Origin of the sequence: Bradyrhizobium sp. HKCCYLRH1030 (assembly GCF_051168395.1) — a bacterium.
GTDB lineage: Bacteria > Pseudomonadota > Alphaproteobacteria > Rhizobiales > Xanthobacteraceae > Bradyrhizobium.
The window spans coordinates 184,429-204,964 of the sequence record NZ_JBNPUY010000003.1; the positions used below are offsets into that span (position 1 = coordinate 184,429).

Annotated in this window: 12 protein-coding genes; 3 read left to right on the forward strand and 9 right to left on the reverse strand. The window is 66.5% G+C overall.

Going from position 1 to position 20,536, the window contains the following annotated elements; genetic code table 11:
- Positions 1-14: 14 nt before the first annotated feature.
- The 3 genes from rfaE1 to ACQR1E_RS11125 are packed head-to-tail and all read left to right on the forward strand — an operon-like array spanning position 15 to position 4,677.
- Positions 15-1,487 (forward strand): D-glycero-beta-D-manno-heptose-7-phosphate kinase, encoded by a 1,473-nt coding sequence (gene rfaE1, locus ACQR1E_RS11115; protein WP_315825086.1) that lies wholly within the window; start codon positions 15-17, stop codon positions 1,485-1,487.
- Entirely contained in the window at positions 1,484-2,767 is a 1,284-nt protein-coding gene (locus ACQR1E_RS11120) for an O-antigen ligase family protein (RefSeq protein ID WP_315753270.1), read from the forward strand. Before rfaE1 ends, ACQR1E_RS11120 begins: the two co-directional genes overlap by 4 nt.
- Positions 2,764-4,677 carry a polysaccharide biosynthesis protein gene (locus tag ACQR1E_RS11125; RefSeq protein WP_315712843.1) on the forward strand — a complete coding sequence of 638 codons (1,914 nt, stop codon included), beginning with the start codon at positions 2,764-2,766 and terminating at the stop codon, positions 4,675-4,677. The genes ACQR1E_RS11120 and ACQR1E_RS11125 overlap by 4 nt, the downstream gene beginning before the upstream one ends.
- A gap of 4 nt (positions 4,678-4,681) precedes the next feature.
- On the opposite strand, the gene ACQR1E_RS11130 is transcribed toward ACQR1E_RS11125, so the two are convergent.
- From ACQR1E_RS11130 to ACQR1E_RS11170, 9 genes are all read right to left on the reverse strand, one after another.
- Positions 4,682-5,683 carry a glycosyl transferase gene (locus ACQR1E_RS11130; RefSeq protein ID WP_315825084.1) on the reverse strand — a complete coding sequence of 334 codons (1,002 nt, stop codon included), beginning with the start codon at positions 5,681-5,683 and terminating at the stop codon, positions 4,682-4,684.
- Positions 5,680-6,837, reverse strand: a complete 1,158-nt coding sequence (locus ACQR1E_RS11135; protein ID WP_316225665.1) for a glycosyltransferase family 4 protein — start codon at positions 6,835-6,837, stop codon at positions 5,680-5,682. Before ACQR1E_RS11135 ends, ACQR1E_RS11130 begins: the two co-directional genes overlap by 4 nt.
- A gap of 150 nt (positions 6,838-6,987) precedes the next feature.
- Positions 6,988-10,779: a S8 family serine peptidase gene (locus tag ACQR1E_RS11140; RefSeq protein WP_434872259.1), complete on the reverse strand. Its 3,792-nt coding sequence runs from the start codon at positions 10,777-10,779 to the stop codon at positions 6,988-6,990.
- 365 nt (positions 10,780-11,144) lie between these two features.
- Positions 11,145-14,036, reverse strand: a complete 2,892-nt coding sequence (locus ACQR1E_RS11145) for an NF038122 family metalloprotease (protein ID WP_316225667.1) — start codon at positions 14,034-14,036, stop codon at positions 11,145-11,147.
- A 192-nt stretch (positions 14,037-14,228) separates the two neighbouring features.
- On the reverse strand, positions 14,229-16,337 hold the full coding sequence (locus tag ACQR1E_RS11150) for a TIGR04372 family glycosyltransferase (RefSeq protein ID WP_434897037.1): 2,109 nt from the start codon (positions 16,335-16,337) through the stop codon (positions 14,229-14,231).
- A complete protein-coding gene (locus ACQR1E_RS11155) occupies positions 16,334-17,401 on the reverse strand; it encodes a glycosyltransferase family 2 protein (RefSeq protein WP_315825079.1) in 1,068 nt (355 codons plus the stop codon). Before ACQR1E_RS11155 ends, ACQR1E_RS11150 begins: the two co-directional genes overlap by 4 nt.
- Positions 17,402-17,443: 42 nt before the next feature.
- A complete protein-coding gene (locus ACQR1E_RS11160; RefSeq protein ID WP_315712834.1) occupies positions 17,444-18,193 on the reverse strand; it encodes an ABC transporter ATP-binding protein in 750 nt (249 codons plus the stop codon).
- Between the two features lie 32 nt (positions 18,194-18,225).
- Positions 18,226-19,068, reverse strand: coding sequence for an ABC transporter permease (locus tag ACQR1E_RS11165; protein ID WP_315712833.1), 843 nt, complete (start codon positions 19,066-19,068; stop codon positions 18,226-18,228).
- A 145-nt stretch (positions 19,069-19,213) separates the two neighbouring features.
- Positions 19,214-20,479, reverse strand: a complete 1,266-nt coding sequence (locus tag ACQR1E_RS11170; RefSeq protein ID WP_315753257.1) for a class I SAM-dependent methyltransferase — start codon at positions 20,477-20,479, stop codon at positions 19,214-19,216.
- Between the last annotated feature and the right edge of the window lie 57 nt (positions 20,480-20,536).

Sequence of the window (20,536 nt, forward strand, 5' to 3'; positions counted from 1 at the left end):
CGAGACTGCCGCTGATGTTCGACTTTGACGATCTCTCGCAAGCGATCGCCCGCCAGACGGTGCTGTGCATCGGCGACCTGATGCTGGACGAGTTCGTCTATGGCGAGGTGTCGCGGATTTCCCCCGAGGCGCCGGCGCCGGTCATCGCGGTCCAGCGAAGCGAGACCAATATCGGCGGTGCCGGCAACGTCGCGCGCAACATCGCCGCGCTCGGCGCCCGCTGCATCTTCGTCGGTCTCGTCGGGCAGGATGCGGCCGGCGACCAGCTGGAGGCCGAGCTCGCCAAGGAGGGCGGCATCGAGAGCGTGCTTGTCCGTGATCCTTCGCGGCCGACGACGCGCAAGGTGCGCTTCGTCTCCGAGCATTTCTCCACCCACATGCTCCGCGCCGACTGGGAGCGCGCCGCACCGGCGGCCGGCGAGATCGAGCAGAAGCTGATCGAGGCCATCCTGCCACTGATCGCGCGGGCCGATATCGTGCTGCTGTCGGACTACGCCAAGGGCGTGCTCACGGCGCGCGTGTTGCGCAACGTGATCGACGCGACGCGCAAGGCCGGCAAGCGCGTCATCGTCGATCCCAAGAGCGCGAATCTCGCGATCTATCGCGGCGCGAGCGTGCTGACGCCGAACCGCAAGGAGTTTTCGGAAGCGACCCGCAGCCGCGCCGAGACCGAACAGGAGATCGCCGCGGCCGCGCAGGATGCGATCTATCTCGCGGACTGCGAGGCGATCCTGGTGACGCAGAGCGAGCGCGGCATGACGCTGGTCCCGCGCGAGGGCGATCCGATTCACGTGCCGGCCTATCCCGTGAAGGTGCGCGACGTCTCCGGCGCCGGCGACACGGTTGTTGCGGTGCTTGCCGCGACGCTCGCGGCCGGCGCCGCCTGGGCGGATGCGTTGCGGATGGCGAGCGCCGCGGCGGCGGTGGCCGTCAGCAAGCACGGCACCGCCAGCGTGACATCGGCCGAGCTGCGCCGAAAGATCCTGCCGCATGCCTATCGTGCCGCTGAGGAGAAGATCATCGAGAGCGATGACGAGCTCGCCGCCCGCGTCGAGGTCTGGCGGGGAGAGGGCCTGCGCGTGGGCTTTACCAATGGCTGCTTCGACATTCTGCATCCCGGCCACGTCAAGGTGCTGACCGCGGCGCGCGCCGCCTGCGACCGGCTCGTGGTCGGGCTGAACAGCGATGCCTCCGTCAAGCGGCTGAAGGGCGAAAGCCGGCCCGTGCAGGACGAGCGCGCGCGCGCCGAGGTCCTGGCCGCGCTCGAGGCGGTGGACCTCGTCGCCATCTTCGCCGAGGACACGCCGCTCCGCTTGATCGAGCTGGTCCGGCCGAGCGTCCTGGTCAAGGGCGGCGACTATACGCGCGAGCAGGTGGTGGGGCATGAGGTCGTCGAGGCCGGCGGCGGCGAGGTGATCCTGATCGACATCCTGAAAGGGCACAGCACGACCGCGCTGGTCGATCGCGCCCGGAGCGAGGCGCGATGAGCGCGCTGGCAGGTCATCCCGGCCCGGCGCTGCTGGCGCGCCGCTGGCGCGATCCGGCGGCGTGGCGGACGACGGTCGATGTCGTGGCGATTCTGCTGGCGGCCTCGCTGCCGTGGTCGACCTCGCTGGTGTCGATCCTCGGCGTCGTCATGCTGATCACGATGGTGCCGTTTCTCGATGTCGAGCGTCTGCTGCAGGTCCTGAAGCGGCCGATCGCGCTGGCGCCGATCGCGCTGTTCCTGCTGGCGCTGGTGGGAACGCTGTGGTCGGACGTCGCATGGGGCGCGCGGTTCTACGCGGTGGGACCTGCGGCCAAGCTTCTGGTGCTGCCCGCGCTGCTCTACCATTTCCAGCGGTCGGAGCGCGGCCTGTGGGTCTTCACCGCGTTTCTCGCCTCCTGCGTGCTGATGGTCGTGGTGTCGACCGCGGTCGCGTTCAATCCTGCGCTCGCGCTCAAGGCCAATGCCGATCGCGGCATCTTCGTGAAGAACTACATCGACCAGGGCCAGGAGTTCTCGCTCTGCGCCGTGGCGCTGGCCTATCCGATCGCCCAGTTGCTGCGCGCCCGCCGCTTCCTTCCGGCCGGCCTGCTCACTGCGATCATGATCGCGTTCCTCGCCAACATGATCTTCATCGTTGTCTCGCGTACCGCGCTGGTGACGATCCCGATCCTGCTTGCGGTGTTCGGGCTGATCCACCTGAAATGGCGTGCCAACCTGCTGATCGCGGCCGTTGCCCTTGCGCTGGGCCTCGCGGCATGGACCGTGTCCCCGCAATTGCAGGGCAAGGTGGCGACGTTCACGAGCCAATATCAGGACTACAGGAACGATCGCGCGGTGACGTCGATCGGCGAGCGGCTCGAGTTCTGGCGCAAGTCGTTGCGGTTCCTGGCCGACGCGCCGCTGATCGGGCACGGCTCGGGCTCGACGCGTCATCTGTTCGAGCTGGCCGCGAGCGGGTCGCGCGACCTCTCCTCGAGCCAGGTCGTCAGCAATCCGCACAATCAGACGCTCTACGTGGCGGTCCAATGGGGGGCGCTCGGGATCGTGATTCTCTACGCGATGTGGGCCGTGCACCTTCTGTTGTTCCGCGGCGACGGGCTGGTGCCCTGGATCGGGCTGCTCGTCGTCGTGCAGAACATCTTCACCTCGTTGTTCAATTCCCACATCTTCGATTTCCACGAGGGGTGGATGTACGTGATCGGCGTCGGCGTGGCCGGCGGAATGGTGTGGCGATCGCGGACGCCGCCTGATGCTGGGCAGGGGACGCTCGAACCATGACGCGTCCGTCTCAACTGACCTACCGGAATATGCTGATTGCCGCGCATGACCTCCTGGTCAGCGTCGTCGCGCTGTTCGCGGCGTTCTATATCCGCTTCGAAGGCGCCAGCACCTTCTGGGAGCGGGTGCCGCTGCTCTTGCAGATCCTGCCGTACTTCATCGCCTTCAGCTTCGTCGTCTTCTACTTCTCGAGCCTTCTGACGACGAAGTGGCGGTTCATCTCGCTGCCGGACGCGCTGAACATCGTCCGCGTCGCGACCGTGCTGACGCTGGCGCTGCTGGTTCTCGACTACATCATCGTTGCGCCGAACGTCCGCGGCACCTTCTTCTTCGGCAAGCTCACGATCATTCTCTATTGGTTCCTGGAGATCTTTGCGTTGAGCGCGCTGCGTTTCGCCTATCGCTACTTCCGCTACACGCGGGTGCGACGGCACGCTCGGTCCGAGGACGCTGCCCCCGCGCTCCTGATCGGCCGTGCTGCCGACGCCGAGGTCGTGCTGCGCGGCATCGAGAGCGGCGCGGTCAAGCGGATCTGGCCGATCGGCATTCTCTCGCCATCGGCCGCCGACCGGGGGCAGTTGATCCGCGGCGTGCCGGTGCTGGGCGGCATCGACGATGTCGAGGATGTCGCGGCCGACTTCGCCCGCCGCGACCGGCCGATCGCGCGCGCCCTGATGATGCCGACGGCGTTCGATCCGGACTGTCATCCGGAAACCTTCCTGATGCGGGCGCGCCGGTTGCGCCTGATCGTGAGCCGCCTGCCGTCGCTGGAGAGCGGCGATGCGCCGAGGCTCGCGCCGGTCGCGGTCGAGGACCTCCTGCTGCGGCCGAGCGAGAAGATCGATTACGGACGTCTCGAAGCGCTGGTGCGTGGCAAGGCGGTGGTCGTCACCGGCGGCGGCGGCTCGATCGGGGCCGAGATCTGCCAGCGCGTCGTGGCATTCGGCGCGGCGCGGCTGCTCATTCTGGAGAATTCCGAGCCGGCGCTCTACGCGATCACCGAGGCGCTCGCGGCCGATCCCGAGGCGGCCGTCGCCGTCGAGGGGCGCATCGCCGACATCCGCGATCGCGACCGGGTGTTCGCGCTGATCGGCGAGTTCAAGCCGGATCTGGTCTTCCATGCCGCCGCCTTGAAGCATGTGCCGATCCTCGAGCGCGACTGGAGCGAGGGCGTCAAGACCAACATCTTCGGCTCGATCAACGTGGCCGATGCCGCGGTGGCCTCAGGGGCCGAGGCCATGGTGATGATCTCGACCGACAAGGCGATCGAGCCGGTGTCGATGCTCGGCCTCACCAAGCGCTTCGCCGAAATGTACTGCCAGGCGCTCGATCGCCAGCTCGCCGACCGGCCGACGGGACGGCCGCCGATGCGGCTGATCTCGGTGCGCTTCGGCAACGTTTTGGCGTCGAACGGCTCGGTGGTGCCGAAGTTCAAGGCCCAGATCGAGGCGGGCGGTCCTGTCACGGTGACGCACCCGGACATGGTGCGCTATTTCATGACCATCCGCGAGGCCTGCGATCTCGTGATCACCGCGGCCTCCCATGCGCTGGCGCCGCAGCGCCCGGACGTCTCGGTCTATGTGCTGAACATGGGCCAGCCGGTCCGCATCGTCGAACTGGCCGAGCGCATGATTCGCCTGTCCGGCCTGCAGCCGGGCTACGACGTCGAGATCGTGTTCACGGGCATCCGGCCCGGCGAGCGCCTCAACGAGATCCTGTTTGCGAGCGAGGAGCCGCCGGTCGAGATCGGTGTCGCCGGCATCATGGCCGCCAACCCGAACGAGCCGCCGATGCCGACGCTGAAGGCCTGGATCGCGGCGCTCGATCAGGCGATCGCGCGCAATGATCCGGTGACGATCAAGTCGGTGCTGAAGGATGCGGTGCCGGAATTCGGCTCGAGCGCGGCCTGAGTCTTCAATGGCGCCGCCGCGAGAAGCGGCTCAGCACCCAGGTGACGGCGCCGAGACCGAAGACGAGCAGGATGGCGTCGGCCGTCATGGAACGCTGCGCGACCGAGATGGCTGCGAGCGTCGCAAGCACGACGTTGAGGATGAACACCTCGCTGACGACGCGCCAGACGGTGAAGCCGTTATCGGTGGCCTGTTGATAGAAATGCGTGCGGTGCGCCGCCCAGAACGGCTCGCGCTGTGCCATCCGTCGCAACAGGGTGAAAGTGGCGTCGATCAGATAATACAGCGGCAGCAGCAGCGCCGCTGCGACGTCGCCCTGCCAGGCAAGATGGAGCAGGCCCCAGCCGAGCAGCAGCCCGATCGGCAGGCTGCCGACATCCCCGAGAAAGACCTTTGCGACGGGACGGTTGAAGGGCGCAAAGCCGAGCATGGCGCCACCCAGCGCCGCAGCGATGGCGGTCGCCGGCCAGGGCAGTTCACCGGAGAGGCCAAACAGGACGAGCGTCGCCGTGATCGGCACTGCCTCGGCCACGGTCATCAAATCGAGCCCGTCCATGAAGTTGACGAGGTTGACGAACCACAGGCCGGCGATCAGCAGCAGCGTGCGCTCGACCGCCAGCGGGATCGGAAACAGCCTGAGATCGTCAGGCGCGGTGAATACGACGAGGCCGACGGCCAATCCCTGCAGGACCAGGCGCGGCAGCACCGGGATCGGCCTGATGTCGTCGATCAGGCCGACCAGCGCCAGCATCGGCACGGCGATGAACAGCATCAGCAGCGGCGCGAAACCGGCCACGGAGGCGAACGCGCCGCCGACAACGATCGTGGCGCCGATCACGGCAATGCCGGCCCCCTGCGGCGTCGGGATCTTGTGCGACGAGCGCGCATTCGGCCGCGCCAGCGCGTAGCGTTGGAGCACTGGACGCAACAGCACGATCAGGATGGCGCACATCGCGGCCGCGAGCACGGCGATGGCGGCAAGGACCGCGGTGGGATCGGCGATCATCCGCAGACCTCTGCGGCCGAGATGAGGCGATCATAGAGCGCCACCACCGAACGGCCAATGATCCTGGCCGAGAGCTTGTCCTCGACCAGTTGACGGGCCGCCGCGCCATAACGTGCGCGCATCTCGGGCGACGCCGCCAGCTGCGCCATCGCCTGCGCGAGCGCCGCCGCATCCTCGACCGGCACGGCGAGTCCGGTCTGGTCGTGGATCGCAATCTCGCGGCAGCCGGGTGCATTGGTGGAGATCAGCGGCCGGGCGCAGGCGGCGGCCTCCAGCAGGCTGACCGGAAGTCCTTCGCGATGCGACGGCAGCACGGCCACGTGGCAGCGGCGCCAGAGCTCGGTGATGTCCTTGATCTGGCCGAGCAGGGTGATGCCGGGTTCCTTCCGCCAGGCCTCGACCTCCTCGGCCGAGACCGAGGCAGGATTGGCCGGATCAGGCGAGCCGGCGATCAGCAACTGGTCGTCGCGGCCCTGCTGGCGCAGCATGCGGTGCGCAGCGACCAGGGCGCGGACGCCCTTGTCGGTCAGCAGCCGTCCTGCGAAGCCGAAGGTGATCGGCCCGTCCGGTTCTGGCAGCGGCTGGAAGCGGTCGGTGTCGACGCCCGAGCCCGGGATCAGCGTGATCTTGTCGCCCCGGACGCCCATGGCTTGAAGCGCCTCGCGATCGTCGGGATTCTGGACCAGCACGCAGCTCGGTGTCCGGTTCATGAGCTGCGGCAGCAGCCACAGCAGGCCCTGCTTGAGCAGACGCGAGCGCCAGCTCGCCGATGTGAACACATAGCCGAGGCCGGTCATGGCGTTGACGACCGGAGTGGTGCGTCCAAGCGCGGCGAGCGAGCCGAGCACGCTCGACTGCAATCCGGAATGATGCACCACGTCGGGGCTGATCGCAGCCTCGACGGCGCGGATCGCGCGGATCGTGGGCAGGGCTGATGACGGCGACAGCCCGCCGCGTTGGAACGGGATCGGATGCAGCACGAACCGCTCGGCGGCGATCGCGGCGGCGCCGGCATTGACGTTGGTCGCGACATGCACCTCGTAGCCGGCCTCGCGCGCCGCGCGCGCCATCGGCAGGCGATGCATCAGGAAGGCGTAATCCTCGTTGGCCACGTAGAGCAGGCGGCGCGGCGAAGCGGAGCGGGGCGGGGGCATCAAACTCACGGTGTAGGATGGTCGAAGCGCCGTATAGGGCAAGAGCGGCCCTCGCGCGAGCCGTTATCTGTCCTGCGGCGGGCGGAAACCGCCCGCCGGGCACCCTTCGCCCGCCGAATGGCGGAGACGACGCCTCGAATGCCGCCGGTCTCAGACCAGATGGAAGCTCGACAGATGAGACAGCAGCTCGGCCGTCGACACGTGCTGAATCGTGATGGTGTCGAGTGCCGGATCGGTGATGACGGCGTTGCCCGCGGCGTCGTCATGGATGGCGGCCTGCAGCGTGGACGGGTCCGCGAAGATGCTCTGGCTGAACACGATCTTGTCGGTGCCGACCGCAAAGTCGGCGATGTTCACCTGACCGAAATGCTCGGCGAACACGAAGGTGTCGTGTCCCTGCAGCGACACCGATGAGGATGCCGCGCCGGAGATCGAGGTCCCGGAGATCAGAGTGCCGCCCTGGCCGTCCGCTGCGAAGTGAAAGCTGTCCTGCGACAATGGGCCGACGAAGTGCAGCGACGCGCTGTTGGGCCCGTCGCTCAGCGACAGCATTCCGCTCGTCTCGTCGAAATGCGTCTGAAGCGATGTGAATGCGATGCTCTTGAGATCGATCTGAGCGGCGGTGCTACCGAATCCGATGAGATTGCCGCTGAAGGAAGGCGCGGCGAGGACCAGGTCGGTCGCACCCGACGTCGTGGCCGTCTCTGCGCTCGCCGTCACCGAGCTGACGGTCGGGATCCCGATCGTGCCGTCGCCATTCAGATCCTGATGGAAGCTGCTCTCGAGGGCTTCAAGGGACGTCGAGCTGCCGGAAACGGCGCCGATGGCATTGCCGGTGTAGTTGCCGCTGCTATCGGTGTTCCAGACCGTGTAGAGGTCGGCGCCGGCCATCTTCCAGGCGACCTGATAGCCGCCGCCCGAGACCTCCGCAGCGATCGCCGCCCAGCCGCCGAGCTGGCCGGCAACGATGACGTTGCCGCCGAACATGACCTGCGTTGCGGTGCCTCCCGACACCGGCGCCATCAGGTAGGTCGTGCCCGACAGCGACAGGCTGGTAGACCCGAGCGCTTCGATCACGCTGCCGCTCGGTGTCACGCTTGGGGCGCCGATGGTGCCGTCGCCGTTCAGATCCTGGTGGAAGCTGGGCTCCAGCGCTTCCAGGGCTGCGGAGCTTCCCGCAACCGCGCCGATGACGTTGCCGGTATAGTTGCCGCTGCTGTCGGTGTTCCAGACGGTGTAGAGATCGGCGCCCGCCATTTTCCAGGCGATCTCATAGCCGCTGCCGGACGGCTCCGCGGCGATCGGCGCCCAGCCGCCGAGCTGACCGACGGTCACGATGCTGCCGCCGAACATGATCTGCGGACCAGTGCCGCCGCCGACGGGATTGAGGAAATAGCTCGACCCGGCCAGCACCAGGCTTGTCGATCCCGCGGCCTCGATGACCGTGCTCGGAACGCCGATCGTGCCGTCGCCGTTCAGGTCCTGGTGAAAGTTCGGCTCCAGCGCCTCGAGCGCGCTGCTGGCGCCATTGACCGCGCCGATGGCGTTGCCCGTGTAGTTGCCGCTGCTGTCGACGTTCCAGACGGTGTAGAGGTCGCTGCCCGCCATCTTCCAGGCGATCTGATAGCCGCCGCCGACGGCCTCTGCAGCGATCGGAGTCCAGCCGCCCAGCTGCCCGGGGCTGACGGTGCTGCCGTTGAAGCTGATCTGCGGTCCTGTCCCGCCCGCGACCGGATTGAGGAAATAGCCGTTGCCGGACTGGACCAGGCTCGTGGCCCCCGCGGCCTCGATGACCGTGCTGACAATGCCGATCGTGCCGTCGCCGTTCAAATCCTGATGGAACGCCGTCTCGAATGTTTCGAAAGCGGACGAGCTTCCGGAGACGGCGCCGATCGCGTTGCCGATGTAGTTGCCGCTGCTGTCCACGTTCCAGACGGTGTAGAGATCCTGCCCCTGGAATGTCCAGGCGACTTCGTAGCCGCCGCTTCCATTGGCTTCGACGCCGATCGGCGTCCAGTTGCTGAGCTGGTGAACGACGACGTTGGCGCCGTTGAACCGCAGCGCCACCGATGTGCTCGCACCGATGGTGTTGAGATCGTAGATGACGCCGACCTGGGCGAGGCTGATCGATCCGAGCGCCTCGACGATGGTGTTGGCGAAATAGGGGGCCGATCCGACGGCAGGATTGATCTGGGCGAGACCCGCGCCGGCGACCGCCGGATTGGCCATCGGCACCGCCGTCTGCTGCAGGATCTCCGAGACGTTGGCGTAGCTCAGCGTCGGGTTGGCCGTCAGGATCAAGGCCGCGATCGCGGCAACGCTCGGTGCGGCTGCGGAGGTGCCGTAGAAGTCGGTCATTCCGGTGACGGTCGTCGAGATGTTGTCGATGCCGGAGACCACGACTGGGCTGAGCTGGAGCGGCGTCGTAAGGCGCGTGCCGTCGTTGGCGAACAGGATCTCGGTCCCGGCGCCGGACGATGAAAAGCTTTCCGAGACCGGTGTTGCGCCAAAGGCAGGCGTGTTGGCGGCATCGACGGCTCCGACGGTGATGACCCCCGGGGTCATCGCGTGACCGAAGACAGTTCCGATATTGGCGCCGCTGATGGAGACCGGGAGGCCGTTGCCTGCCAGGATCTCCTTGATCGTCGATGGCGTGGAGCCGGAAACGTCCGCAATGACGATCTGGTAGGTGCCGGAGACCGCGAAATGCAAGCCGATCCACGGGTTCTGATAACTGTTGGGAACGTGTCCGAGATATTGTCCATTCTGGTACACGTTGACCGAGAGATGAGACGCGGCTTGACCCCAAGCCTCGTCCCATTGCACGAGCAGGTTGGCGCCCGCGGTCACGGTGATGGTTTGCGCGATGTTGCCGCCGAAGCTCAGCGCATTGCCATCGTAGTACATTCCTCCGATGCTGCCGGAGATCGAGGTCCAGGACGTCTGATAGGCCGTGCTGCCGTTGTTGCCGGCCGACGTCACATAGGTCACGCCCATGGCCTGAACGGTCTGAATGGCCTGGGCGACAACGCCGTTCTGGAAGAACGGCTCGTCCGAATAGCTCACATCGTCGACGATGACCTTGCAGCCGGCATTGGCGAGCGCGATGATGCCGTCGGCGAAGTCCTGTTCGCTCTGGAACGCGGTATAGAAGGCGAGACTGGCGTCAGGCGCAATGTCGTGGATGACCTGCATCATCGCACGGCCTTCGTCCGTCCCGCCCGATGGCATATCCTTGAGGATCTGAATCTTGGAGGCCGAAGGCAAGGCTCCGCCGGCTTCGTCCGCAGCGGCGCCGCCGAGATTGTTGAAGCTGCTGGAGAGGACGCCGATCTTGATGCCGGCTCCCGTCACGCCCGTGGAGTTGCCGCCGAGCGCCTGAACGACCTGGGCGCTGGTCGCACCTTGTGCACTGACCGCCGAGGCGATGGCTTCCGTCACTGCGTCCTGAAGCGACGGCGCGGGCGCGCCGCTCGGCCCGGCCTGCGCTGTCGCGGGCTTTCCGAGGCTGCTGAACGACCATGTCTGCAGCGATGCGCTGGCGCTTGACCACATCTCGACGCTGATCGAGAGGACGAATCCGGTCTCGTTGGTGCTTGGCCCGGCATACGCCGGTTCGACGGAGACGTTGCCCGCAATCGCTGGGGCCGGATGGAAGGACGTCTCGGTGACTTGCCAGGTCGAGCCGGCGACCACCGTCCGAGCCGTTAGCTCGGCCGCCTCCTGGGCCGACGTCTGGGCCCGCGCGCTCACGTCGAAGAGTTGTGCGACCACCGTTGCCTCGCCGTCGCCGTGCGCGAGGAGGCCCGGCGCCTCGCTCGGAGCATCGGCGCTCGGCGCAGGAGGGGCAGGATCGATCTGCCCGGCCGGGCCAAGCAGCGTCTGCGCGATGGCGGAGGCCGGCTTGAATTCGTACTCGGCGGGCGCGGCAGGCTGCTGCACATGCGACTCGTGACGGCCGCCAGCAACAGGATCGAAAATGAGGGACTCGGCAGCTTCCCGCCAACGGTCAGGAATGTCTTCGGTACGGCCAGATTGGTAAAGCATGCATGCAGCGATGGTGATCCTGTCCTCGAGGCCGACAGGCGAAATGGGATTGAAGCATCGCGCAGTGATGCCCCTCGATCTTGTATAAAATGGTACCGAAGAATGGCGGCTCCGGCCATACGTCATTGTTCGATCTGTTTGATCGATTTCAACCATTGATTGTGTTCGGGGGTGGCAGCTCCGGACGGTCGCGGAGATCGGAGCGTGCGCTGCAGCGGATCGCTCCCGCCAGCCTGCCCCGAAGACCGCTGGCGCGCCGATCAGACCAGGTGGAAGCTGGACAAATGGGTCAGCAGGTCTGCCGTCGTGACGTGCTGGACGGTGATCGTGTCCTGCGCGGCATCGGTGATCACGGCGTTGCCGGCCGCATCGTCGTGAATCGACGCCAGCAGAGCCGCCTGACTTGCGAAAAGGTCGTGGCTGATGACGATCGCGTCGCTGCCCAGATGGAAGTCGGCGACGCTGACCTGGCCGAAATGCTCGGCGAAGACGAAGGTGTCGTGTCCTGCCAGGGAGACGGCCTGCGGAGCAGGGCCGCTCGCCGGACCCGCGGCCGCCGAGATCATCGTGCCGCCCTGGCCGTCATTGGCGAAGCGGAAACTGTCCTGCGACAGCGGTCCGAGGAAATGCAACGAGGTGCTGCTCGCGCCGTCGCTGAGCGACAGCAGCCCGCTGCTGTCGTCGAAATGCGCCTGCAGCGAATGAAAGGCGATGCCGTTGAGGTCGATCTGATCGCCGCTGCTGCCGAACCCGATCAGAGAGCCGCCGAAGCTGCCGGGCACCGTCAGGACCACGTCCGGGCCACCGGCCAGCGTCACGGCTTGCGTGCTCGCCGCGACGTGCGCGGGCACACCGATGGTGCCGTCGCCGTTCAGATCCTGATGAAAGCTGGTCTCCAGCGTCTCCAGCGCCGCCGAGCCGCCCGGAACGGCGCCGATTGCATTGCTGACGTAAGCGCCGCCGCTGTCGGTATTCCAGACCGTGTAGAGGTCGACTCCCGCCATCTTCCAGGCGACCAGGTAGCCGCCGCCGGAGCTCTCTGCGCCGATCGGGTTCCAGCCGCCGAGCTGACCAACGGTGACGACGCTGCCGCCGAACACGATCTGTGGCCCGGTGCCGCCGCCGACCGGATTGAGGAAGTAGGTCGAACCGGATTGCACCAAGCTCGTCGATCCCAGCGCTTCGATCACGGCCGAGGGGATGCCGATCGTGCCATCCCCGTTCAGATCCTGATGGAGGTTCGTCTCCAGTGCTTCCAGCGCGCTGTTGGTGCCGTTGACGGCGCCGATCGCGTTGCTCGTATAGGCGCCGCTGCTATCGGTATTCCAGACCGTATACAGGTCCGCGCCCGTCATCTTCCAGGCGATCTGATAGCCGCCACCGACGGTGTCCGCCGCGATCGGCATCCAGCCGCCGAGCTGACCGACGACGAGAACGGAGCCGCCGAACGTGACCTGCGGACCGGTGCCGCCGCCGACCGGGTTCAGATAGTAGCTGGATCCGGATTGGACGAGGCTGGTCGATCCCAGGGCTTCGATGACGGTGGTCGGAATGCCGATCGTGCCGTCGCCGTTCAGGTCCTGGTGGAGGTTGGTTTCCAGCGCTTCCAGCGCACTGTTGGTCCCGCTGACCGCGCCGATCGCATTCGTCGTATAGGCACCGCTGCTGTCGGTATTCCAGACCGTGTAGAGGTCGGCGCCGGCCATCTTCCAGGCGATCTGATAGCCGCTGCCCACGACGTCGGCTGCGATCGGCGTCCAGCCTCCGAGCTGACCGACCACCAGGTTGGCGCCGCCGAACTTGACCTGCGGGCCGGTGCCGCCGCCGACGGGATTGAGGAAATAGCCGTTGCCGGCCTGGACGAGACTCGTCGATCCCACGGCCTCGATGACCGTCGTGGGAATGCCGATCATGCCGTCGCCGTTCAAATCCTCATGGAATGACGTCTCGAACGCCTCGAATGCAGCCGTGCCTCCCGAGACGGCGCCGATGGCATTGCCGGTGTAGTTGCCGCTGCTGTCGACATTCCACACCGTGTAGAGATCCGCCCCCGACATCTTCCAGGCGACCTGATAGCCGCTGCCGCTGGTCTCGCCCGCGATCGGGGTCCAGCCGCCCATTTGTCCGGGCTGGACGATGCTGCCGCCGAACTTGATCTGCGGTCCGGTACCGCCGCCGACCGGATTGAGGAAGTAGCTCAGTCCGAGCTGCACCAGGCTGGTCGATCCCAGCGCCTCGATCGTCACCGGCGTTGCGGAAACGAGATGGAAGCCGAGCGCGTCCATCTGCTTGAGATCCACGGCCGTCAGCGTCTGCAGCGTGCTGTAGGTGTAGAATTCGTTGAACGGATCGTTGCCGCCCTGCACGCCGCTGTTCAGGAAGTCGCTGGGGTCCGAGGACTGGCCGTAATCCGCGAGCTTCGTATAGCCGCCGTCGACCGAGAAATACGCGGTCCCCGCCGTCGCGCCGCCGGTCATCAGCCGGACGCCCGGGCTGGAGAAGCGGAACAGATCGAACACGTCCGGCTGCGGCCCGTAGGGCACGCGGCCGAACGCGTGCGTCAATTCGTGCAGCGCCACGCCGACCAGCAGGTTTGAATTGATGTCAGTCGCGAAGGTCGCGCTGCCGTCGTCGGTGGTTGCATCGTTGGCGCCGAGGCCGCCCCACAGCTTCAGCTGCGAATTCCACACCGCGACGTAGGACTGTCCCTGGATGCTGGATCCCGCCGGCAGGGCATTGAAGGTGGTATCGCCTGGGCTGGCATAGTTGATCAGGTTGGACCTGACGCTCGAATAGCTCATCCACTGGCCGCCGTCAGGACCGGCCGCCGCGCCGCCGCCGACGCCGCTATAGTCGATCTTGATGTTGACGGTGATATGATCCGAGATCATCGAGGTGAGGATCGCGGCGGCCTGCTGAATGCCGGCGCGAAAGCTCGCCGGTGCATTCATCGCCGCCGTGTCGAACAGCAGATTGATTGTCAGTCCGCCGGCGCTCACCGCGGTGACCGCGCCGATCCCGCCGAAGTCACCCTGCGCGAGCTGGGCCTGGACCGCCTCGTCGGGCAGCTCCACGGGATTCGACGGCGGAGGGACCCCCGCGTCGTACGGAGGTGAGGTCGTGACCGACTGTAAGGTGGACACTCCGGGCATTGCCTCAGTTCCGGCTAATCGCATGAGCGGCGCATGGCTCGACCGTATCGACGCGCTGCCGAGCCGAATCGCGACCATCCCAAGTTACAGGGCATCGATCTTGCTCGGAGGTTAACGGGAGCCCCGAAGCACTGGAAAACGACCCGCGATGGCCGTCGCGGGCGTTGATCGAACCGAGGCCGGGTTACGCGTTCAGTGCAGCAGCTCGGGCAGGCGGTCCAGGAACGCGGGGACCGGTAGCGCAGCACCAAAATTGTAGGGGTTGCTGCTGAGCGCTGCGCGATAGCGATCGAGCTGCGGGCCGCCCTCACGCAGGGATCTGCCGGTTCCGTCCAGGCAATCGAGCTTGTAGCGGACGGCTGCCGTGATGTCCTGTGCGGTATTGGGGTGGATTTCGAGCCCGTGACGGGCCAGCACGGCGGTGTCGATCAGCAGCGCCTGCAGCGGCTGGCGGTAGGTCTCGCGCAGCGAGAGGTAGCGCCGTCCACGCCGGTCATAGACCGGCCGCACGGTGAAGTCGGTGCGGTCATGCCAGAACTGGCAGTCGTTGGAGATGCAGTTGACCAGCAGCATCGGCGTTCCCAGCGCCTGCACGGCCGTGGTCAGGCCCGATGTCGTGCCGACGAACAGACGAGCTGCGGCGCAGAGATAGAGGTCCATCTCCGCCGATTTGATGTCGCTGTGCGCGTAGTCGAACACGCCGGCCATGCCGCGCAGCGGCGTCATGCTGCGATCGCCGAGCCTGACCACGGCGCCGCCGCGTGAGGTGATTGCGGCGATGGCGTCCAGGTAGTCGCCGACATTGGCGGAGCGATGCTGGCGCGTGGTGCCTGGTCCGTCGCCATGATAGCCGCCCTCGCGGATGTGCATCGCGACGAACCAGTCCGCGGTGACACCTGCGGCGCGCAGCCTGGCAGCCCCGGTGTCCATCAGCTCCGATGGGACCTTCACGATCGGCAGCCGCCGCTGTTCGGCCCAGGCGACCTGCGCGCGCGACGCCGCGTGGGCCCATGGCTCAGCCAGGCCGTCCTGGCCGCGGACGGCGATGAACTGGTCGCCGACCAGCCGCTGATAGGGCAGCAGGTCGTCGACGAGAGCGGGGTCCTCGACGATCGTGACATGCGGCGCGAACAGCCCGAGGAACGGTTGGTTGACCACCTTGCTCGCCGGAGCAAGCAGGACGTAGTTGGCGCGCGGCAGCATGCCGAGCGCGGCCATGCGCAAATGGCAGTCGATGAAGCCGATGTGGCCGATCAGCGTCACCCATTCGTAGCCGAGCAGCCGGACCGGGAGCGCGGGATCGAAGATGCTGCTGGCGCCGGCAATCCGATCGATCAGCGCGCCGGGAATCGACCATTTGGCCGCCAAGGCGTCCTGATGGTCGAGCGCGGCCTGATAGCAGCGGAACGTGTCCTCGTAACGGCCCTGGTGATAGAAGTTCTCGCCGAGCTGGATCAGATTGTCGTAGATCAGGAGCTCGCCGGCATGCTCCAGCTCCCAGGCGCTCGGCGTGTAGGTCGACGGATCATAGCCGCCGGCATAGTTCTGGTGCGCCATCACCGAGCGGGGATCGCGCGCGACCGACGCCCTGAAGCAGGCGGCGGCCCGGACGTGGTCGCCGGCCAAGGCGTGGACGGCGCCGAGCTTGCGCAGCGCGTTGCCGTCGCCGGAGGCCGCAGCCGCTGTCAGGAAATGGGCCGCGACCGGCAGATTGTCGCGATACATGTGGGCGACGCCGACCGCGAAATTGATCGCGAAGCTGTCGATCGTCTCGGGCCGTGGCACGTCGCGCACGATCCGGTCATAGGCGCTGCACAGCGCCAGCGTGGTGAAATAGGCCTGCGCGCCCACACCGGCTCGCGCACGCACGTTGCTGCGGAAGATCAGGTTCAAGATCCGCACCGCACGCAGCGCGCTCGGCTTGCGGCTTGCGGCCAGATGAACCTGCGCGGCGGCGGCCAACGTGGTCGAGGTCGTCAGCGCCAGCAAACGGCCAAGGCGCGATCCCCTTGCCAGTTGCCGGTCCATCAGCCGGAGCAGCGTCGCCCCGGCCGGCGCAACGATGAGCCTGCTGTCGACGATGTTCGCGGCACGAGTGGTCAGCGGCAGCAATTGCCGGCGCCGCGCGCTCAGGAACGCGTAGAGACGAAATGCGGATGTCGTCAGCCACGTCCGCGGCGACCAGCGGCTGCGCGGCGCCTGCGGCGATGGTTGCGCCGTCGGCATCGCGCGGATCGGCGCAGGCGCCGCCTTCGCGCCGAGGCGGCGCCGGAGAGAGCCGAAGGGGGCGCGGACCGTCATGGCGCGCGATAGCCGGGCGTGGTGGACAAGATCGCCCGTCGCGTGGCGGCCTGGGCGAGCAGGCGAGACAGCGACATCGGCCGCGTCCGCAAGGTGATCCAAGCCAGCGCAGCAAGGCGGCCGCTTGCGCCGAGGCTCAACATCAGCCCAAGCAGGTGCGTATCGAGCGCATTGCCGTCGAGCAAGGCGGATACGCGCGCTGCCTTGGCCGACGCTGCCGTATCGCCGCCCAGTACCATCCGCGCGGCGCCGAAGCGATTGCGCCGGGCGAACACATCCTCATACCCCTTTGGGAACAGCCTGCTCTGCGCAATCAGCGCGCCGATCTCCGCGAGCTTGGCGTTGAGCGAAGCCGGATCGGTTGCGGTCGCCGTCGAATAGTTCTGGCCGTGGATGCGCCAGTAGCCGAGCGCCTCGGCGATGAAGCAGCAGCCATAGGTCAATGCCAGCCGCCGGGCGAGAAACGCGTCCGAGAACGAGCCGAGCTTGACGTCGAATCCGCCGAGCGCCTGCAAGGCCGTGCGGCGGTAGAGCGAGGTGGTGCCCGAAAAGTAGTTGTCGCCAAAACGCAGCGCGTGGCGAACGTCGGCCGGCGTCAGCATCGCCGATGCGGAAGCCGGCAGCATCACCGGCCGCAGCATCCGTTTTGCGGACGGTCCCTGAGGGCCGATGATCTCGCAGCAGGCGAAGACCAGACCGGCTTCGGGATGGGTGGTCGCCTGCGCCATCGCCTTTTCGAGATAAGCCGGATGCAGCGCATCGTCGGCCCCGAGAAAACCGATCCATTCGGTGTCCGCGATCGCCAGGGCCTCGTTCTGACCGCGCACGACACCCTGGTTGGTCTCGTGGCGGATCAGTCGCCAGCTCGGCCGTTCCGCCACGAAGCGTGAAATGACCGCGATGCTGTCATCCGTCGAGCAGTCGTCGATGATGATGACGCGGTCGGGGGCGCGGGTTTGGTTCGCGATGCTGCCGAGCGACTCGGGCAGGTAGTGGGCGTGGTTGAAGTTCGGGACGACCAGCGTAACGGTCGGGGAGGCAGCGCGGGCGGGCGTCGTGGTCATGGTTCAGCGAGCTTCCTGCCGCATGCTGTCGAGCCCGGCCGCTCAAACCTTGGGCAGCTCTTTCAGAACGTCGTCCAGGGCGCCGAAGGCCCGCACGCGGCCGCCATCGAGATAGAGCCCGAGATTGCAGGTGTCGCGCAGCAGGCCATGATCATGGGTGGCGAGCACGACGATTCCCGAGCGCATCGTGATGTCCTGCAGCCGGCCGTGAGTCTTCTTGCGGAACTGCGCGTCGCCGACCGCGATCCACTCGTCCATCAGGATGATGTCGCCGTGAATCGAGGCTGCGATCGAGAACACGAGACGCAGCAGCATGCCCGAGGAATAGGTCCGGATCGGCAGCTCCAGATAGTCGCCGAGCTCGGCAAATTCGGCGATCTCGGGCACGCGCTGCTCGATCTCCTCGGGCGAGAGCCCGAGGATGAGGCCGCGGGTGCGAATGTTCTCGTAGCCCGAGGCCTCTTCGTCCATGCCGAGACCGATGTCGAACATCGGAACGTTACGCCCTACGGTCCGCAGCGAGCCGCGCGTCGGCTCGTAGATGCCGGCGAGCACGCGGATCAGCGTGGTCTTGCCGGCGCCGTTGTGGCCGATCAGGCCGAGCCGGTCGCCCTGCTTCAGGGTGAAGCTGATGTCATCGAGCGCCTGGACGAACTGGAACGAGCCGTCGCTCTTCGAGACCCGGCCGCCGACGCGCGAGGCCGCCTTGATGGCCAGATGCCGGAATGATCGTGCGTTCGGCGGCGCGACCGGAAATTCGATGCCGATTTGCTTGGCTTCAATGAGAGTCATTCGAGGCGGATCCAGAGCTCCCGGCCATGATGTCAGGCCCAATACACGACGCGCGACCGATAGCGCGTGTAGATATAGATCATGGCGGCGGTCAGGACCGCGACCGATCCAATGGCACCGGCCCAGGTCGCAAGGCCGGGAACGTCGCCCATCAGCGGACCGCGCGTGACCGACAAGAGATAGGCGATCGGATTGAGCGTGACGATGAGCTCGCCGCCGCGGATACTCGACGGTTCCCAGATGATCGGAGAGATGAAGAACAGGAGCTGCAGCACCGCCGCCATGACGGGCGGCACGTCGCGATAGCGCACGCAGATCATCGAGACGATCACCGAGGCGCTGACGACGAAGACGTAGACGATCATCAGGCCGAGGATGGCGAGGACCATTCCGAACCCGACCGACCATGGATAGACGAGCCAGATGAACGGGATCACCGCGATGTTGTGCAGGAAGATGATCAGGTTGCGCTGAACCATGCGCATGACATGGATCAGGATCGGCATGTCGACGGCTTTGATCATGCCGCCTGCATTGATCATCGTATAGCAGGCCTCGCTGAGCGAGGACGAGATGAAGCTCCAGATGGTCATGCTGACCATGAAGTGGGGCAGGTAGGTCTTCATGTCGGCGCCGAGGAAGCGGCCGGCCACCGTGCCCATGATCAGGGCGGTGATCGCGTTGGTGGCCGTGATCCACCACGGGCCCAGCATGGTGCGGCGGTATTTCGATCGGATGTCACCGGCAGCGAGCGCGCGCCAGGTGACGTGACGGGTGATGAAAGGCGCGATGTCCTCGCGGCAGCGCGCCCAGGAGATGCGACGCCGATCCGCAACCACGAACCGCTCGACCTGTCCATCGGTCAGGGTGGTCATCCTTGTACCTCGCGAGAGCCGTAAGTGTTTGTCTTACCAGCTGAATGCGGTTGGACCCCCGCCACGCCGGCGGCCCATCGCCGGGGCTTGCTGGACCATGTTACGAGGGCACTGTCAACCGGTCAGCTCAGGCCGCCGCCGCGGCTCAGATCGCGACCGAGCCCGAGGCGTCGACGATCCGCGGCTCCGGCAGCGGCACCAGGAATCGACCGCCTGCGTCCAGGTAGGCCTGGTTGCGCTTCAGGATCGGGTCCGCATAGATCCAGGCGAGGACGACGACGATGTCGGGCTTTCGCGTCGCGAGCTCGCTGGAGGGCAGCACGGGGATGTGGGCGCCCGGGCTGAAGCGGCCGTGCTTGAGCTGGTTGTCGTCGACGATGAACTTGATCCGGTTCTCCAGCTCGAAATGGTAGAGCAGGGTGGTGGTGGTGGTCGAGGCGCCGTAGGCCGCGACCAGCTTGCCCGCGGCGATGGCCTCGTCGAGAGTAGCGAGCACCCGGCGCTTGCAGTTCTCGATGGCGACGAACCAGTCACGGTAGATCTGCGGCTTGGTGACGCCGCGCCGTTCCTCCTCGGCGATCAGCGTCGACAGCTCCGCCGAGCGCGGGCGCTTGCCGGTCGATTTCGGCTGCGCAAAGGCGCGGATCGAGCCGCCCTTGGTGCCGGTGCGTTCGACGTGGAACAGCGTCATGTCGTGCCGGTTCAGGAAGGTCTCGAGCGGGATCAGCGCGTGATGCGAGACGTGCTCGTGGTAGATCGTGTCGAACACCATGTTGTCGATCATGTCGACGATGTAGGAGACCTCGAACACGAAGGCGCCGTCGTCGGCGAGCAGGAGGCGGATGCCCTTCACGACGTCGGACATGTTGTCGATATGCGCAAACACGTTGTTGGCGCAGAACAGCTTGGCTTCGCCCTGCTCCGACTTGATGCGGGCCGCCAGCGCGCTGGTGAAGAAATCCGGGATCGTCGGCACGCCTTCCTTGGTGGCGGTCGCCGCGATGTCGCGGGCGGGGTCGATGCCCTGCACGCGCATGCCCTCGTTCTTGAACGCCTTGAGCAGCGAGCCGTCATTGCTGCCCATCTCGGCGACCAGGCTGCCCTTGGGGATGGCGAGCGAGGACACCACCGATTGCGCATAGCGCTTGAAATGCTCGACGAGGCCGAGCGAGACCGAGGTGCGGTAGGTGTAGTCGCGGAACAGGATGTCGGGATCGACGACGTCGAGATTCTGCAGATGGCCGCAGTCGAGGCAAAGATAGCAGTCGAGCGGGTAGAGGTCCTGCTTCTCGCCCAGCCGGTCCGCCGTCACGAACGCGTCGCCGATCGCCGAAGGCCTGATCGGCAGCACGTGATCGAGCGAGGTCGAGCCGCAAAGGCGGCAATCGGTCTTGTGCTTGACGTGCTGCATGAGGTGTCGATCCTGGGTTGGCGATCCCGCAGGCGGGACGGTCGGCCGAAGAGGAAT

What these genes read in the sequence shown, in the direction of transcription:
- ACQR1E_RS11155 (WP_315825079.1), bottom strand. Translation starts at nt 17,401, where the DNA reads ATGACCACGACGCCCGCCCGCGCTGCCTCCCCGACCGTTACGCTGGTC.
- ACQR1E_RS11150 (WP_434897037.1), bottom strand. Translation starts at nt 16,337, where the DNA reads ATGACGGTCCGCGCCCCCTTCGGCTCTCTCCGGCGCCGCCTCGGCGCG.
- ACQR1E_RS11165 (WP_315712833.1), bottom strand. Translation starts at nt 19,068, where the DNA reads ATGACCACCCTGACCGATGGACAGGTCGAGCGGTTCGTGGTTGCGGAT.
- ACQR1E_RS11125 (WP_315712843.1), top strand. Translation starts at nt 2,764, where the DNA reads ATGACGCGTCCGTCTCAACTGACCTACCGGAATATGCTGATTGCCGCG.
- ACQR1E_RS11170 (WP_315753257.1), bottom strand. Translation starts at nt 20,479, where the DNA reads ATGCAGCACGTCAAGCACAAGACCGATTGCCGCCTTTGCGGCTCGACC.
- rfaE1 (WP_315825086.1), top strand. Translation starts at nt 15, where the DNA reads ATGTTCGACTTTGACGATCTCTCGCAAGCGATCGCCCGCCAGACGGTG.
- ACQR1E_RS11130 (WP_315825084.1), bottom strand. Translation starts at nt 5,683, where the DNA reads ATGATCGCCGATCCCACCGCGGTCCTTGCCGCCATCGCCGTGCTCGCG.
- ACQR1E_RS11120 (WP_315753270.1), top strand. Translation starts at nt 1,484, where the DNA reads ATGAGCGCGCTGGCAGGTCATCCCGGCCCGGCGCTGCTGGCGCGCCGC.
- ACQR1E_RS11135 (WP_316225665.1), bottom strand. Translation starts at nt 6,837, where the DNA reads ATGCCCCCGCCCCGCTCCGCTTCGCCGCGCCGCCTGCTCTACGTGGCC.
- ACQR1E_RS11160 (WP_315712834.1), bottom strand. Translation starts at nt 18,193, where the DNA reads ATGACTCTCATTGAAGCCAAGCAAATCGGCATCGAATTTCCGGTCGCG.
- ACQR1E_RS11145 (WP_316225667.1), bottom strand. Translation starts at nt 14,036, where the DNA reads ATGCCCGGAGTGTCCACCTTACAGTCGGTCACGACCTCACCTCCGTAC.